At 58.1% G+C, this 16,796-nt stretch carries 9 protein-coding genes; 3 read left to right on the top strand and 6 right to left on the bottom strand.

Annotated elements, in window-relative coordinates; all coding sequences use genetic code 11:
* Positions 1 to 209: 209 nt before the first annotated feature.
* Positions 210 to 1,277 (top strand): FecR family protein, encoded by a 1,068-nt coding sequence (locus SIAM614_RS13035; protein WP_006935119.1) that lies wholly within the window; start codon positions 210 to 212, stop codon positions 1,275 to 1,277.
* 79 nt (positions 1,278 to 1,356) lie between these two features.
* A complete protein-coding gene (locus SIAM614_RS13040; protein ID WP_208983975.1) occupies positions 1,357 to 4,122 on the top strand; it encodes an EAL domain-containing protein in 2,766 nt (921 codons plus the stop codon).
* Between the two features lie 36 nt (positions 4,123 to 4,158).
* Here the strand turns inward: SIAM614_RS13040 and SIAM614_RS13045 are convergent, their stop codons facing one another.
* The 6 genes from SIAM614_RS13045 to SIAM614_RS13070 all read right to left on the bottom strand — a co-directional run bounded on the left by SIAM614_RS13045 (position 4,159) and on the right by SIAM614_RS13070 (position 15,416).
* The gene (locus SIAM614_RS13045) at positions 4,159 to 5,616 is read right to left on the bottom strand and encodes an NAD-dependent succinate-semialdehyde dehydrogenase (protein ID WP_006935125.1); all 1,458 of its coding nucleotides are present in this window, start codon (positions 5,614 to 5,616) and stop codon (positions 4,159 to 4,161) included.
* A gap of 428 nt (positions 5,617 to 6,044) precedes the next feature.
* Positions 6,045 to 6,395 carry a helix-turn-helix domain-containing protein gene (locus SIAM614_RS13050; protein ID WP_040440160.1) on the bottom strand — a complete coding sequence of 117 codons (351 nt, stop codon included), beginning with the start codon at positions 6,393 to 6,395 and terminating at the stop codon, positions 6,045 to 6,047.
* 214 nt (positions 6,396 to 6,609) lie between these two features.
* The gene (locus SIAM614_RS13055; RefSeq protein ID WP_006935129.1) at positions 6,610 to 10,956 is read right to left on the bottom strand and encodes a translocation/assembly module TamB domain-containing protein; all 4,347 of its coding nucleotides are present in this window, start codon (positions 10,954 to 10,956) and stop codon (positions 6,610 to 6,612) included.
* A 5-nt stretch (positions 10,957 to 10,961) separates the two neighbouring features.
* Positions 10,962 to 12,944 carry an autotransporter assembly complex protein TamA gene (locus SIAM614_RS13060; protein WP_157139836.1) on the bottom strand — a complete coding sequence of 661 codons (1,983 nt, stop codon included), beginning with the start codon at positions 12,942 to 12,944 and terminating at the stop codon, positions 10,962 to 10,964.
* 239 nt (positions 12,945 to 13,183) lie between these two features.
* Complete coding sequence (folD, locus tag SIAM614_RS13065) at positions 13,184 to 14,095, bottom strand: bifunctional methylenetetrahydrofolate dehydrogenase/methenyltetrahydrofolate cyclohydrolase FolD (RefSeq protein WP_006935132.1); 912 nt, start codon at positions 14,093 to 14,095, stop codon at positions 13,184 to 13,186.
* A gap of 136 nt (positions 14,096 to 14,231) precedes the next feature.
* Entirely contained in the window at positions 14,232 to 15,416 is a 1,185-nt protein-coding gene (locus SIAM614_RS13070) for an AGE family epimerase/isomerase (RefSeq protein ID WP_006935133.1), read from the bottom strand.
* Between the two features lie 168 nt (positions 15,417 to 15,584).
* On the opposite strand from SIAM614_RS13070, the gene SIAM614_RS13075 reads away from it, so the two are divergent.
* On the top strand, positions 15,585 to 16,784 hold the full coding sequence (locus tag SIAM614_RS13075) for an SLBB domain-containing protein (RefSeq protein ID WP_198137315.1): 1,200 nt from the start codon (positions 15,585 to 15,587) through the stop codon (positions 16,782 to 16,784).
* The last annotated feature ends 12 nt before the right edge of the window (positions 16,785 to 16,796 follow it).

Raw genomic sequence — 16,796 nt, forward strand, 5'->3', positions numbered from 1 at the left:
CCTAATAGTGACGAGCATAGATAATATTTGCTGCCTGTATTCACGTTAGGTTAAGCGATAAGATGCTACACGATTTGTGTGGCGTTTGAAAATGTCCGCGGGCGTGCCGCACGACATTCATGGTCAGTCGCAACGTGTAGAAGAGTACGATGAAAAAAGACGGTATGTATTCGGCAAAGGGAAGAGCGGCTTCACTGCTGTGTATACTCTTGCTTGCAGCTCTGGTTCTGCATCCTGCTTCTGCGAATGCATCAGACTGGGTCGTGAAACGTGTATCAGGCATCGTTTATTTTGTCGCTCCCGGCGTGGAAGCCTTCCGCGTCAAACAGGGCATGGTGTTCAAAAAAGGCTACACCATTGGAACACGAGCCGGTGCCCGCGCGCTGATAGCCCGAGGCGGTGAAACCATCGCCGTCGGACCCAACACCACGTTCGCCATGTCAACCTTTCGCAGTACGGGGGTGAAGACCACCTTGCTGCAGCGAAAAGGGACGATTGAAGTCGATGTTCAAAAGCGGCAGCAACCACATTTCACCGTTGAAACCCCGTTCTTCGCCGCTGTCGTCAAAGGCACGCGCTTTGAAATCACTGTTCAGGCAAAGCAGGCCCGCGTTTCCGTCGATCGCGGCGTGGTCGCGGTGGAGGATTTCGCCTCCGGCGACAGGGTGGACCTGACTGCAGGCCAATCAGCCGCCAGTGCCCCGTCGAGCCGGGTTGGTCTATCAGTTGGTGGACGCACCAAGCCATCTGTGAAACCAGGTGCAAAGCGCGCGCCTGCTTTTGAAACACCTGCGGTCAAGAACGTGCCGCCAAATGCAGCGGCAGCGAAATCGGCCAATTCCGACAGGAACGCCCGCAAAAGCAACCGCAATGCCATTGGCAATAGCAGAGGAAACGCCAACGGCAACGCTGGCGGCAACGGCAATGGCAACTCCGGTGGCAATGGCAACGGAAACTCCGGTGGCAACGGAAACGGCAATTCCGGTGGCAACGGCAATGGCAATTCCGGTGGCAATGGCAATGGCAACGGAAACTCCGGCGGCAACGGCAATGGCAACTCCGGTGGCAACGGCAACGGCAATTCCGGTGGCAACGGAAACGGAAACGTCGGTGGCAACGGCAATGGCAATTCCGGCAGCGGCAACAGCAACGCAGGCGGGAATGGCAACGGCAATTCGGGTGGCAACGGAAAGGGCAACTCGGGTAGCAGCAATAGTAATGCCGGTGGGAATGGCAACGGTAATTCTGGCAACGGAAACGGAAAAAACAGGAATTGACGATATTCAGGAAGCACCCAGGCGGCGCAGCGCTGTTGTCACCTGAGTGAGTACTGAATGAGAAAGTGGGGCGGTGAGTGTGCTGATCGTTAGCTCGGAGCAGCGAAAAAGGATTGCGAGCGCGATTTTTATCGTGATCGGCGTCATCGCTGCCGTCGCTGTTCTGCGATCCGTCGCTCTGACGACTGCCTTTGACCGGTTTCTCTGGGAAGTCCGCTTTCAAACCATCCAGCGGCCGGTCACCGGTGATCTGGTGGTCGTCGATATTGACGCAAAAAGCTTGAACGAACTTGGTGTATGGCCGCTGCCCCGCCGCCTTTACGCAGAGCTCACGGACCATCTGGCCGAAGCCGGCGTCCGCGACATCGTCTTCGATATCGACTTCAGTTCTGCCTCCAATCCGGAAGACGACGCACTGTTCGCGGACGCCATCGAGCGCGCCGGTAACGTCAGCCTTGCCATGTTTCAGCAACCTGCTTCAGCCGAGCAAAATGCCGGTGAGGTCGTCAACCAGCCCATCGATGAACTGCTGAAGGGTGCCTGGCCGGTCGTCGTCATGGTGCCGATGGAAACCGACAGTCGTATCTGGCGAAACCTCTACGGTTATGAGATCAACGGAAATTCGGAAATTTCCGCAGCCGCGCTCCTGGGTGAACACACCGGCAAGGCGTCCGGAAGTTTTGGCCTCGACTACAGTATCTCCCTGGATGGCCTGGATCGGGTTTCCCTTGTTGATGTGCTCAAAGGCACCGCAGCCCCGGGTCTTTTTCTCGACAAGAAGGTAATCGTCGGCGCAAGCGCGCAGGAGCTTCGCGACCTCTTTCCCGTGCCTGTCTACGATGTGCTGCCTGGCAGCGTTATTCAGGCCCTTGGGGTCGAAACGCTTTTACAGAACAGGGCCATTGAGATTCGGGGCGAGGGGATTGCGGTCTTCCTCGCTGTTTTTGTCTTTTTCGTCCTGCTGTTGACCAAGGTCGAAGGGTGGGCGCTCAAGATCAGCATTCTTTCGCTGTGCGCGATCATGTTCGAAATCGCGGCCATTGCCATCCAGAAGTCGGCTCCCATTCTTTTGCCGACTGCAAGCGCACATCTGATCCTTTTTCTGGCGGCCGCCAGCATCGTTTTGCGGGAACTCGGCTTTCACAAGTTTCTCTCGCATATTGCCAACGTCAGACGCCGCAACAGCGAGCGTATGCTTGGTCTGGTGTTCGACGATAGCTTCGATGCAATCGTCGTCCTGCAGAGTGATGGCCGTGTGTCCGCTGCCAGCCAGATGGCGCGCAAGCTGTTTCAAAGCGAAAGTCTGGTCGGCAAGGCGGCAAGGACCGTCCTGCCGCTGGAACTGGTTGAAGAGGCCCTCTCTGTGCTTGCCAGCTCGGGGAGCCGGCAGCCGGTAACCAAGGTCCTGGATATGCGCCTGGATGACGGACGCCGCCGGTTCATCGAATATGTCGTCACACGCTCGGAGCACACCATCGCGAAAACGAAGAAGCTGAGCGATGTGGAAACGGAAGCGGTGGCCTGCCTCACGTGCCGGGATGTGACGGAAGAAAAGGAATCCGCCGAGCGGCTGGCCTATCTTGCGCGGTTCGACCCGAGCACTGGACTGTTCAACCGGAACGGTTTTGAAGAAGAGGTTGCCGCAACACTCAACCTTGCGCGCGGGACAGACGAGGATGTCTGTCTGGTGCAGTTCGCGATTGCCAATTTTGACCAGATCGTTGCATCGCTCGGGTTTTCCTACGGTGACCAGCTTCGTGAAACTGTCGCGATGCGGCTGAAAAGCCACCTTTCGGCACGGGCGACATGGGGCGCCATGACCGCAGACGTATTCGCCGGCGTGTTTCGATGTGAGCCGGACCAGGATCTGGCCCTGATCGAGGCGCTTCAGGAGGTCATCGGCGACGACTACAAGATTGAGGGCGCCAGGATCTCGGTACAGCTGAAGTTCGGTTACATTGTCTCCAGCCGAGATATCGCGCCCGAACATCTGATGAAGAAGTCCGGCAACGCGTTGGCCAAGGTTCGTCGCGACAACCGTTCGCCTGTCTTGCGCTTTCTTCCGGAAATGGATGTGGCACTGCAACGCCGCCGCCAACTGGAAACCGAACTCTTCAAGGCGATTGCCCGTGACGAACTTCACATGGTCTATCAGCCGTTGACCAATCTCTCCGACGGGTCAATCTTCGGCGTCGAGGCCTTGCTGAGATGGGATCATCGGGAACTCGGACCGATCTCACCCGTCGAATTCGTGCCCATTGCCGAGGAAAACGGATACATCGTCGAACTTGGCGCCTGGGCCCTGAACAGGGGAATGAAAGAGGCGCTGACCTGGTCGAACCATCTCAGGCTGTCCATCAATGTGTCCGCGGTTCAGTTCAGTCGCGGCAATCTCGTTGCCACCGTCGGGGAAGCCTTGCAGAGAACGGGTTTTCCGTCCGAACGTCTGGATCTTGAGATCACGGAATCCCTGTTCATCGATGAAACCCTCGATCTGAAATTCGCGATGGAGGAAATGCGGGCGTTTGGCTGCAATTTCTCGCTCGACGATTTCGGAACCGGCTATTCCTCGCTCGGGTATTTGCCGAAATATCCGTTTTCAAAAATCAAGCTCGACAAGACATTCGTGCGCGAGTCCATCGCCAACAAGCAGGACGTCTCGGTGATTGAGGCCGTGCTCCATATGGCGAAAGGCCATGGAATGTCTGTCATCGTTGAAGGCATCGAAACTGCCGAGCAGGCAGAAAAGCTTCGCGAAATGGGCTGCAAATTCGGTCAGGGGTATTACTTCGGACGTCCCATGAGCTCCGCCCAGCTTCAGTCGTTGCTCCTCAAAGCCGCGTAGTGATACGTCCCGGCGAGAGGCCGGGACGCTGAAGAATTATAGGCCGAGGCCGCCGATGCAGCTGTACTTCACGTTCAGATAGTCATCCAGCCCGTATTTTGAGCCTTCGTTGCCCATGCCACTGTCCTTGACGCCGCCGAACGGTGCGACCTCTGTTGTGATGACACCTTCGTTCACCCCGACTAGTCCATATTGAAGCTGCTCCATGACGCGGAAGGTGCGGCCAAGATCCTTGGAGTAGAAATAGCAGGCGAGACCGAATTCGGTGTCGTTGGCAAGTCGGATGGCTTCTTCTTCCGTTTCGAACTTGAAGAGGACGGCAAGCGGGCCGAAGGTTTCTTCACGCGCAACTTTCATGTCGGAGCTTGCATTGGTGATCAGTGTCGGCTCGAAGAACGTGCCCGGGCCATTAGGGCGACGTCCACCCGTCACCAGGTCTCCCCCCTTGGACAGCGCATCCTCGACATGGCTGGCAACCTTGTCCACCGCGGCTTCGTTGATCAGAGGCCCCTGTGTGACCCCGTCATCGAGACCGTTGCCAACCTTCAACTGCGCGTCCATCGCTGCCTTGAGCTTCTGCGCGAATGCATCGTAGACGCCGGCCTGCACATACAGCCTGTTGGCACAGACGCACGTCTGCCCGGAGTTGCGGAACTTGCTGGCAATTGCTCCCTCGACTGCCCGGTCGAGATCGGCGTCATCGAAAACAATAAAGGGCGCGTTGCCGCCCAGCTCCATTGAGATCTTCTTCATGTTCCGGCCGGCATTGCCTGCCAGCAACTTGCCGACACGGGTCGAGCCGGTGAAGGTCAGTTTGCGCAGCGAAGGGTTCTCGCACATTTCCTCGCCGATTGCTGGCGCATCGCCGGTGACGATGTTGATCACACCCTTGGGGAGACCGGCCTTTTCCGCCATAACGCCGTAGACCAGTGCCGAGAACGGCGTAAACTCGGCGGGCTTCATTACCATGGTGCAGCCTGCAGCAAGAGCTGCGCCAAGCTTGCGGGCAATCATGGAATTTGGAAAGTTCCACGGCGTGATCGAGCCGACGACACCAACCGGTTCCTTGGTAACGAGAATACGGCGATCTGCCCAGGGCGAGGGAATGGTATCGCCGTAGATCCGCTTGCCTTCCTCGGCAAAGAAACGGATGTATTTCACACCTAGCGTGATTTCACCCTTGGCCTCGGCCAGCGGCTTGCCCATTTCAGTGGTCAGCAGGACAGCCAGATCATCCAGGTCGGCCATGATGGCATCGCACAGCGCGTGCATGTGGTTGGCACGGGCCTCTGCGGTGAGCGCCTTCCAGGCGGGAAGGGCGGCTTCGGCAGCTACAATCGCTCTGGCGGTTTCAGGCCGGCCGCAGAAGGGCACGGTACCGATTGTCTCTCCGGTCGCCGGGTTGGTTACGGCAACGGTCTGGCCGCTGTCCGCGTCGCTCCATGTTCCGCCGATAAACACTTTTTCTTTCAAGAGAGCAGCATTCAATGACATGGTAGGTTCCTGAACCGTGATAGGGGCAGACGCATGCGGTCTGAGAAATCTTCCGGCTGGTGCTGCGTCCGGTCGAACACAGAAAGCGGAGCCAGAAAGTCTGATGGAGCCAGATTTCGGACAGTCACTCGAGCCCGCCAGGAGATCGTTGACCATAGAGATAGGGGGGAGGCGCGAGGTCTGGCAAGCGCTTTTCCCGGCTATGTGTACGGGTCTGCAAAAAATGAAAGACAAGACAGGAAGCTGACATCTGCACTGTCATCAAATGTCTGATCGCGTGCGGGCAGGGCACCTTCGGCTGATGGATGCTGAAGGGCTGCTGTCTCGAGGCTCTCGCAGGCTTACCGAGCGTGCAAACGCGAGCCTTCATCCGCTCACATGAGAGGTTGCGAGCGGAAGCCTAAGAAATGAACGGCCAGGAGAAAGGATCAGCCGTCGAGCCGATCCTGAAGCGCGGCGATCTCATCGGCAAGCGCCTGAGCCTGGCGTTGCACCCGGTCGAGGGCGACGCGCATGCTGTCGAGATCGGATGTCGTGTTGGTTTCCGAAAAGGGAGGTGTGCCTCGGCCCACAAGCAGCCAGGTAGGGCTGACATTCAGGACGCCGGCAAGCAGCACAAGCTTGTTGGAACGCGGCTCCGAACGGTCGCTTTCCCAGCTCTGCAAAGTGGAGGTCTTGATGCCCAGGCGACGCGCAAGCTGGGCTGTCGAAAGACTGGAGGCGTCTCGCGCCTTGCAGATCCGCTCTCCCAGAGTGTAGTCACTGCTGTTCACCGACATGATGTCACCCCCGTCATTCCCGGCTGTCTCCGTCACCGAAAAAACGGTTTCCTCCGGATGGGACGGAGTGTTTCTTCCATTTTGTTTGATCATGGGGCCACACTCGCACGAGACGCGAGGCAACCGCAACCGCTGGCAGGCAATTTGTCGCAATAGCGGTTTGCTGCGGCGGCTACACGCTCGGGCACTGTCAGAATTGCAGGGACTGGTGGCTTCAGTATTCGCGTTCAAAAAAGATGCCGGCTTTTGAAGAGCCGTCCGCACCGACCTCACCGCGCACCTTCAATCCCCGATCGAGATCAATATCCACCTTCACCCGGCTGGAGCCGGTTCCCGTTCCCTGTTCGACGCCGACATAAATGTTGTCGTTTATGTATTTGCCGACCGCGACCGAGGGACCGTTTTCTCCGTCTGTGTTGATGTCGATAGCATCCAGACCAAGGGATTTCCGGATCGTGGCGAGCGGGCCGTTGTCACTGCCACCCGTGAGCGTGGCGATGGCCGCAGCAAGGCGGGCCACTTGTGTGGGTGACAGGTTGCCGACGCTTTTGCCAAACAGAAGCAGTGCAAGCACTTCGTCCTGTGGCAGCTCGGGCGACGATGAGAACGCGATCTGAGGATCGTCTGCCTGACCGGCTACGGTGACGGTGATGGTTGTGTCGCTGACCACGGTCGCCGCCGCAAAATCCAGGATGGGGGTCAGCGAGCCCTCGAACGTGGCGTTGCCGCGCGAGAAAATCAGTCGGCGCGTGAGGATTTCGAGTTGACCGCGTTTCAGGCCGAAAGCGCCGATGGCCTGAGGAGAGGCCGTCGTGCCGACGATCTTCAGATCCCCCTGCAGCTCCGCATCGAGGCCGCGGCCGCGAATGAAGATCCGTCCGGGCGCGGACAGGACGACGTCCAGACGCGGTGGGAAAGTCTTTTGCTGGGTCTGCGTTTGCGGCACGTCCCCGCCCAGTTCGGCAACCTGTTGCTGGACGGCCTTCGAGGCATTGATATGCCGGACATCGACAGGAGGGATCGCCCCGGGCAGATATTCAGGAATGGAGACGTCTGCCTTCTTGATAGATACCTGTCCGCTAATGAGGGCGGACGCACTGGTGGACGCAAGCGGACCCGCAACCTTGAGGTCTGCATCGACTTCTGCCGTCACCAGGCCGGGATCGACATAGCGTCCATTGTCCAGTTTGAGGCTGAGGTCAGCCGGAAACCCGTCCTTCATGCCCACGGTTCCGGCAGCCGACATGGAACCGCCCGTCGCAAGGTCACCGGCAATACCGTTGAGCGATGCCTCGTTCTGGGTAAGAGAGGCAGTGCCGCGGAAATTTTGCACCGTGATACCCGTCGACAGGCTGGTGATCTTCAACCCGTTTGGCGTCGCCGTCACCTGATAGGTGGGCGCTGCCGCTGTGCCGCCGACGCTACCGTTCAAGGCAATTGTGCCGTCGCCGCGCAGCCCGGCATCAAGCATCGGGCGTCTGATAGCTGCGGTTGGAATGGTCCCGTTGAGAGTGATCGAGATCGGATTGGGTTTCTGCACCCCGACTGTGCCAGCAGCAGTCAGGTTCAGGCCATTGGGATCGCTGACGTTTGTCGTCTGGTTGATCTTGTTGTCTTTCAGGGTTCCGGACGTTGAGAGGCTGAGTGCTGCCAGGCCGTTTCTGCGCAACTCGTTTGCAGTCAAACCGGTGCCGGAAATCGACCATTTCGCTTCGGGAGCAGAAGAGCTGCCGGTGGCGGACACGTTGCCTGAAAGTGACCCGCCAAGCCCCAGCGATGGCACAAAGGCGTTGGCCAGATTGAGCGGGATGGACTTCAGGTTCGCAGTCAGGTCAAGCGTTTCACCCGCCTTGCCGGAAACCGCAAGCGACCCGTTGCCAAGCTGAAGTTCCAGAGGTTCGATCGTCGCTTCGCCGTCCGCATAGGATATCGTCGTCGGGTGTTTCAACTGGCTGGCAATACCCTGATAGCGCATGGCAAGGTCTGACAGGGCAACGACGTAAGAACCAGCTTCCGGTTCGTTCACCTGCGCGGCCAGCGTCAAACCATCCTTGCCGTTCTTGTCCAGCTTCACGTCCGCCGTGAACGCCGTCCCGCCATCTTGCGGCTGAACCTGAAGCTTCACGGCATGGACTGGCGAGGCATCTGTCAGGATATCGGACAGCTCGATATCCGCTGTGACGGTTTTCGGTGCGTAGGGTGCCTTGAGGTTTGCTTTCAGCTTTACGCTGCCAACGCTGACCGAAGGAACACTGATGTCTTTGCCGAATATATCGAATGCAAGTTGCTGTGTTTCCGGGGTTGCTGTCACCGTTCCCTGAATTTGTCCGGCAATTTCCGTCAGGAGCAGCGGAGAAAGCGACGCAAGATCCGGCGCGTCAATGTTCAAGGTGCCTTTGAGCGTTTCAACCGGCTTGTTGAGGTCTGCAAGGGAGAGGGAGCCGGTCACGGTATTGCCGGCCAGCTTGACGGAAAGGGGGCTGACACTTGCCCCCCCGTCCTTGCTGGTAAGCTCTACATCGACTGCAATGGGCTGCCCGTTCAGGCTGGCGCTACTGATAATCTTGGCCGTTGGAGCAGCAGGGTTGGCGACGGCCTCGGCAGAAAGGTCAAGGTCGTCCAAAGGCGTACCGGCAAGCATGATCTGCTTCGAAGAGGCAGCGGCCTGCACTTCGAGTGCGCTGAGCGGCCCGGCCGTGCTGGCTTCAAGCTCGAGCGCGCCTGCAAGCTGTGGATCGACCCTGGATAGATCGGCAAGGCTGGCCGTCAGGCTGGAGCTGAGTTCGTTCTGCTGGTAGCGGGCGTCGCCTTTGGCTTCCAGCGCCTTGTTGGAAACGGAAAGGCTGGTCACGGAAATATCGTCCGTACCTTGAAGATCGACGGAAACGTCGATGCGTGTTTCCCCTTCCAGAAGGGCGTCGGCCTGTGGGATTGCCGTGGTGATGTTATTGGTGACGATGGCACTGGTGATCGTGCCTGACAGTTGCGAGGGATCAAGATCCACCGAGAAGGTGCCGTCCAAGGCGCCTGTTAGGTCGCGGCCAGCCAGGCCGGACAGACGGGAAAGGTCGGCAACGGAAAGCCTGCCGGATCCGGCAACGCTTTCGGCCGAAAGGCGTGTGTCCGACAGAGCAAGCCTGCCGACTGCGGTCGACAGGGTCAGGTCCTTGATGTCAGCCGACTGGGCTGCGCCATCCAGGGTTCCATTGGTTTTCAATTCGAGTGAGCCCGACAATGGCTCTGTCTGCGGCGTGATGCCTTCCAGTTTGTCGATGGCGAGCGTCAGCGAAAAGGGCGAGGTCAGCACCTCTTCGGACAGGTCTGCACCGTTTCCGAAAGCCGTCAGCGTGAGAGCTCCCGTCCTGGCTTCCGTGGTCTGGAGAGACTTCAGATCGACCTTCGTCTGCCAGTCGACGGCGGAACGTTGCCCCGAAACACGGACAGATCCTTCCAGCGGGCCAAACGCAATGCGCCTTTCGCCCAGATCAAGCGCGATCAGCGCCTCGTTCCCGGCACTGACGGAAAGATCTGCAGTCGCGTTTACGGCTTCGTTTTCCAGATCCGCCTTTGCGTCCAGGGAAACGGTCTGCGTTTTCAATGTCAGGTTTGCCGCCAGAGGCGCAAACTCCGTTGAGAACCTGGCAGAACCTTTCGCATTCGTCGTACCGAGAAGAAAGGCTTGCGCCGCGGGCGGGGCAAGGGGAGCGAGATCTCCGTCCAGATCGAAGGCCAGATGCCGTTCGGACGCGCTTTCCTCGATCCGGGCAGAGCCGGTCACCGTGGTTCTGCCGTCGAGGGCAAGACTCAGCTTTGCCGCCCAGTCGGTCAGCGGTCCATCGCCTTTGAGAGAGAGGTCCAGCGCCGGAAGGTCAGGCACCTCAAGCAGTCGTGCCGCCAGGCCTCCACGCGGCTCGGAAACTTCGATATCGAAGGCAAGCGTTTCAGCGGCAGGCTCAAACTGCGCCTTGGCCATGAGACCGGCTTCGATACCGTCGATCCGGTGGACGTCAAGATCTGCAGTCACCAGGGCCGGATCGAGGGCGAACGAGCCTGACCCGGCAGCGGTAAGGGATACCGGGACACCCAGAAGCGGAGCGCCGAGATTGATTTCGTCGAGGCTCAGTCGGTCGAAGGTGACGTTGAAGGGCAGTGATAAACCAGCAGACGCACTGCTATCCTCCGCTGTTTCGGATTCTTCAGCCGTTGGAGGGACGGGTGTTCTCTCCAGGTCGATCCGGTGTGCGGTAAGAGAAGAGATGTCGAGGTTGCCGGAAAGGAGACGCAACGGATGCCAGTCGGCTGCAATAGTCTCGGCATTCAGCCAGGTGCCTTCCTGGTCCGCCAGCGTGACCTTGCCGACTTCGGCCTTCAGTCCGAAACTGATGTATAGACCTTCAATTGTGATGGTCTGACTGTCGGAAGAGGCAAGCGAGCTGACGACATTCGACACGAAGGTACGGCCCGCCGGAACCTGAAGGGCAGAGAGGGCGAGAACGGGAACAGCAATCGCAAGCGCGATCAGGAATCCGAAGATCCGTAAGGAAAGTTTTAGAAAACGCATGTGCGTTAGAACGCCTGGCTCAAACCGACATAAAGGGCAAAATCCGGATCGTCCTGTTCCGGATCCAGAGGCACCGCAGCATCGACTCGAAGCGGGCCTATTGGTGTAAAGTAGCGCAGACCGGCGCCGACGCCCACCTTAAGGCTCTCGGAAAAATCGGGAATGCTGTCTTCATACGCATTGCCTGCGTCGACAAATCCAACAATTCCAATGGTTTCGGTCACCATAACCCGAACTTCGCCGGAAAGCTCGATGATCGAGCGACCGCCGGTAATTTCGCCGTCCTTGCGTGGACCAACGTTGCGATAGGCGTAGCCCCTGATGGAACCACCACCACCTGCGATGAAACGCCGGCTGGCAGGGACGGATTCCACGGACGGCGCCAGGATGGTGCCGGTGGAGACGCGGCCTGCAAGAATAAAGCGTTTGGCCTCATCGAGCGCGTAGTAACTGGAGACAGTGCCTTTGATGAAACCCATCGCGTTGCTGTTCAGGGCATCATAGGCAGGCTCCGCAAACAGCGCTGCGTAGACGCCCTTGGACGGATTGAGCTTGTCATCGCGATTGTCGAACGTCAGTTCAGCAGGCAGACCAACCAGCAGATAATCCTCATTGCCGAAGGCATCTTCCTCGTTGGCGTAGTAGATTTCCGCTCCAGCTCGTCCCTTCAACTGCTCGGAGAATTCCCGGTTGAGAAAGGCGTCATACGTGATTGACCGGCTCTTGTAGGCGTCGGGATGTTCCTGGCGTGCCTGCAGGCTGGTCGAAAAACTCGTAAGCGGGCCGAAGACGCCCGGTTTTTCAAAGGCAATTCTGACGGAATACTCCATGTCGAGGACGCTCTCGTTGCCGATTCTGCCTACAGAGCCTTCTACAGAGAGCAGTTCGCCTCTTCCGAACAGGTTACGTCTCCGCCAATAGGATTCGACACCGAACCCTTCTGTGCTGGACCAGGAAGCGCCGGCACCAATGACATGGCGCTTGCGTTCGCTCACCTCGATAGTGACCGGCATGGTTCCGTCGGGGCCTTCGATTTCTCCTTCCACGAGACGGATGGACGAGAAGATACCAAGTTCGTTCAGGCGCTTGCGTGCCCGCGCGAGATCTTCAGGCGAATAGACGCTTCCGACCGGCAGCATCGCTTGCTGGACGACGAAGTCCGGCTTGGTAACTTCCGTACCTTTGACGGTGACTGGACCGAACCGGGCCTGGTAGCCCGCGTCGGCAATGAGCGTAACGGCAAGTGTTTTGGTGCTGTGATCCGCGGTGATCCTGCGTTCGGCAATCCGAGCTTTCGGATATCCGCGATCCCGCAGAACCCCGATCATGCGCTTTTCCGCCGTGAGGATCTTGCCGGAGGCCGCAACGTCGCCCTTGGTCAGTCCCCAATAGGCCGGGTCGGTCGAAAGGTCACCGTCCTCGGAAGACACATCGATGTTGCCGAAGGTGAACACCGGGCCTGGATTGACCAGAATTTCTACCTTTACGGGGCGGGCATCCGGAAGGTCGCTCTGTTCAAGAGCGGTTTCCAACGGAATACCCGCAAGGGTGATGTCGACAGTTCCACCGTATCGGCCATCGGCATAGAGTTGGGCAACAAGACGTTCCCGATCGGAAAGGGAGCGTGCAAGCAGACCAGCTTCGCCGGAGGGGGGCTTTTTCTGCTGCTGAATCAGCAGCGAGGCGCCTTTCAACTCCTCTGTGAGGTCATCTGCACCATCGGAAATTGAAAGGTCTGCTTCATAGGGCAGGGGATCGGGAACCGCGTTGGCTTCGTCTTCGTCCGATTCGAAGAACTTCCAGCCGAAAATTTCAAAGGAATTTGCGGGAAGGGGGGCAGACAGAAGAAAGGCGCAGGCCAAACCCGCACCCACCGGGCGCAAGGCAACAAAAGAAACACCGCCAGCCAACCAGGCTGCCAATGAAGACAATGCGTTGAAACGCGTGCCGACGACTTTGCCGGACTTGCAAGACGGTAGACCCTTCACTCACTGCCGCCTGTTGAATTGGCCTGTTGAATTGCGTCTGGTCACTGAGCAATTCAACAATCTGCTTTTGCAGCCCCTACGTTCCACACCTTAAGGGGCCATGGTTAAACGAATGCAAACACGATAGACCATGGCACCGGAGCGAGTTCAAGAGAGAAGGTGGCACAACACTTTAGAGGGCGAGTCTAATGGCTGCGCGGAAATTTCTTGTCCGTGCCTCTTTGTTTGCCAGTGATTACTCAAAAAAGCGCTTCTTCCTCTGGAAGACCAAGAAGACGTCGGGCAGCCGTCAAGGTGTTGACCATCAGCATGGCAATGGTCATCGGGCCGACACCGCCAGGAACTGGTGTGATGGCTCCGGCAACGTCGACAGCTTCAGAGAAAGCGACGTCGCCCACAAGCCGCGCCTTGCCTTCGCCCAGTTCCGGGGCCGGAATTCTGTTGATACCGACATCGATAACGGTCGCCCCCGGCTTGATCCAGTCGCCCTTGATCATTTCCGGCCGGCCCACCGCTGCAACGACGATGTCCGCCGAGCGGACTACATCCGGGAGATCTCTGGTGCGGCTATGGGCGATCGTCACGGTGCAGCTTTCCTGAAGCAGAAGGCTGGCCATGGGTTTTCCAACGATGTTGGAGCGGCCCACCACCACAGCGTTGAGGCCGGAGAGCGTGCCGCCGAGGGTGCGCTTCAGCAGGATGAGGCTGCCGGCCGGGGTGCAGGGTACCAGAGCGCTGTCCAGCTCACCGGCCGTCAGCAGGCCGACATTGATCGGATGGAAGCCGTCAACATCCTTCTCCGGGCGGATCAGCCGCAACACCTTGCTTTCATCGATATGGTCCGGCAAAGGCAACTGCACCAGAATGCCATGAATGTCGGCGTCATTGTTGAGCTGGTCGACAAGCGCCAGCACATCGGCTTCGCTGGTATCGGCCGCAAGCGTGTGTTTTACCGAATGAAAGCCGCAAGCCTCCGCCGCCCGGTCCTTGTTGCGAACGTAGACCTGACTCGCGGGGTCTTCCCCGACGAGGACGACCGCCAAACCGGGGCGTTTGCCGCTGGTTTCCAGCAGCTTGGCTGCCCGGTTGGTGATTTCTTGCCTGACACTTTCCGCGATAGCCTTGCCATCGATGATCTGAGCCTTGGGCATTCGGCCTCCTCATTGGTCGCGCACTTTTCTTAAACCGGCGACAAGCTATAGAGGTCTGTCTCGAAATGAAAAAGACCGAATGCGTCTTTTCCTGCTCTGGTTTCGCCATGTGTGTTGTTAAAGGCGACCGGTCAGGTCAAAGCGTTTCCGAGAAGTTGTGGAGTTCAGCAATCGCGCAGACGATATGATAGAGCGAACTTGCCGGTGCCGCCTCATCGGTAAAGGTTCCGTCAGGTGCCAGTTTGTCCCGCCAGAGACCGGCTGGAACGCCCGCAAAGTAGATCTGCAGTGCCTGGACGGCTTCCGGGATATCGGCAAGATACGCATCCCGCTCCGTGCCGGTGGAAACCTCTGCCAGTGCGATCGCCGCCTTGATCCATTCCGTCTGGCCCCAGAGGCGGGCCATCGGATCACGGACGGAAAAGTCGTCGTTCAGAGCCATGAAGGCAACGCCGCGGCTTTCGTCTATCCCGTAAGTCCAGGCGATATCGTAGAGGCGCCGTGCCGCGATCAAGGCACCTGCGTCCTTTCGCGACTGCCCCCATCTCGCCAGAAGCCAGGCCCATTCAAACTGATGGCCAGGCTCCATGACGCGGCCCTTGTCCCCATCAAACGGCGTCCAGTCGCCGTTGAAGAATTCCCGTAGCCCTCCGGAAACCGGATCAATGAAGCGTGTCAGGGCGAGTTCGGCAATTTCGTCGGCCAGGTCTGCCCAACCGGCGTTTTCCGAAACGGTTTCCCACGCAAGGCATGCTTCGAACATGTGCATGTGGGGATTTGAACACAGAGGTACCTGGCTCGGCGAGGCTTCCTGAAAACCTGCTTCCGGATGGCGATAGGTCGTCATCAGGTGGCGCAGCAAATTATCCGCATGTTCTGTAGCGCTCTCTGTGCATGCCGGTACATTCGCAGCAATCTGCGAGAAGCCGAAAAGAGAGAATGACTGATTGTAGAGGTCGAAGCTCGGATCGGTGACCTTGTTGTCGATGTCGACACAGGCGGCGTAATGTCCTTCCGGCATCAGAAACGTGTTAGTGTACCAATCGAAAAGCGCAGTCGCTGTTTCTTCTGCCGGGCCGGTCCATCCGAGTTTTCTGCCTTCCAGAAACGAATAGATCTGCCTGTTCACGACCCTTGCGCGCCGTGGAACGGGAAGTCCGGCCAGAGACTTTGGGTCGATGACGTCGAGAGTGGTGTTGGTTTGCTGGTCGAGGCCTGCGGTTGACCAGAGTGGCAGGGCCGAATCTCGGAGCCAGATTGTCAATTCTGACGAGAGTTTTTTTATGTTTTGAATGTCGTCGTGCCGGTTGCTTGCGGTCATTAGATACCCCGAAAAGAGAAGGTGGAAGCTCGGACGGTGATTTCGATTATCGACGCTCACATGCCGAACAGAAGACGATAAATTGGAATTTTATCAATTCACTAGGAAAAGCCGGTGTAGTGTTACAGCAAAGTCACAGGTGGGAGGTTTCTCCCGGGGAAAGCTGCGATGCGTCTTGGACATCCTCGCAAGAGGGTGTTACCAGACTTGGCAGCAATTTGGGTGGATTGGGTACTAATGCGTTTTTTGTCAGTATTGGCGGCTGCCGGAGTTCTGTTTGGGTGCTCCGCCCTGCCGGGCGAAGGTCCGGCTGCAATAAATATTTCGTCGCAAGACGTCGAGAACAACGCGCAGGCCGGTGATTATACTGTCGTCGTTGTTGACCCCGCCAATATTGACACTATCAAGAGTTATCGCCCGCTCGCGTTCGCCAATCAGTTCCACGGTGTGGGGAGTGGTGGTTCTTCAACCCTTCTTGGCGTTGGCGATACGTTGAACGTCACAATCTGGGAAGCGTCGCCCGACGGCCTTTTCAGCAGTGGCGGTGGCGGATCGAGCAACATTCCCTCCGTCGTTGACGAGAGCGGCTATATCTTCGTTCCCTACGCCGGTCGTATCCGGGCTGCCGGTCTGAGTATCGAAGGTCTGCGCCAGTCGGTGCAGCAGAAACTCGTCGGCAAGGCCGTTGAACCTCAGGTTCTCATTTCGTTGCGGGACAAGTTGAGTTCCACGGCTGTTGTCGTAGGAGATGTCGCAAAGCCGGGCGTTTATCCGCTGCCACTGAGAAATACGCGCCTGCTCGACCTCGTCGCCCAAGCAGGCGGCGCGCGTGATGCGACCTACGAAACCGTGGTGACCCTGAAGCGTGGCAACCGTTCTGGCACCACCCGCCTGGAAGACCTGATCGATTATCCGGAAAACAACGTTCTGATCGCGCCGAACGACAATATTTTGTTGTCGCACCGCCCGCGCACCTTCTCTGCATTCGGAGCTCTCAAGGCGAACCAGCTTGTTCCGTTCAAAACAAAGACGGTGACGATGGCCGAAGCCCTGGCAACGGTGGGTGGTCTGCGGGATGACCGTGCGGATGCCAACGGTGTCTTCCTGTTCCGCTTCGAGGACGCGGCACTGGTTCGGAAGCTCAAGCCGCTTGTTGCCGACAAGTTGACAGGCACGCAAAGCGTACCGGTTGTCTACAAGTTGAGCCTTCGTGACCCAAGGGGCTTCTTCATGTCGCAGAAATTCGAAATGAGGGACAAGGACATCCTGTTCGTTTCGAACCATCCGACTGCTGAGCTTGGCAAGTTCCTGCAAATCATCGCACCGCTCATCAGCAACTACTCTGTGGTAAGTAACATCACGGATTAACAGTTGCCGTAC

The organism is Roseibium aggregatum IAM 12614 (genome assembly GCF_000168975.1).
GTDB lineage: Bacteria > Pseudomonadota > Alphaproteobacteria > Rhizobiales > Stappiaceae > Roseibium > Roseibium aggregatum.

Bases quoted from the DNA above. Each gene is read 5' to 3' on its own strand.
- SIAM614_RS13045 (WP_006935125.1), bottom strand. From the start codon at position 5,616: ATGTCATTGAATGCTGCTCTCTTGAAAGAAAAAGTGTTTATCGGCGGA.
- SIAM614_RS13050 (WP_040440160.1), bottom strand. From the start codon at position 6,395: ATGTCGGTGAACAGCAGTGACTACACTCTGGGAGAGCGGATCTGCAAG.
- SIAM614_RS13055 (WP_006935129.1), bottom strand. From the start codon at position 10,956: ATGCGTTTTCTAAAACTTTCCTTACGGATCTTCGGATTCCTGATCGCG.
- folD (WP_006935132.1), bottom strand. From the start codon at position 14,095: ATGCCCAAGGCTCAGATCATCGATGGCAAGGCTATCGCGGAAAGTGTC.
- SIAM614_RS13070 (WP_006935133.1), bottom strand. From the start codon at position 15,416: ATGACCGCAAGCAACCGGCACGACGACATTCAAAACATAAAAAAACTC.
- SIAM614_RS13075 (WP_198137315.1), top strand. From the start codon at position 15,585: ATGCGTCTTGGACATCCTCGCAAGAGGGTGTTACCAGACTTGGCAGCA.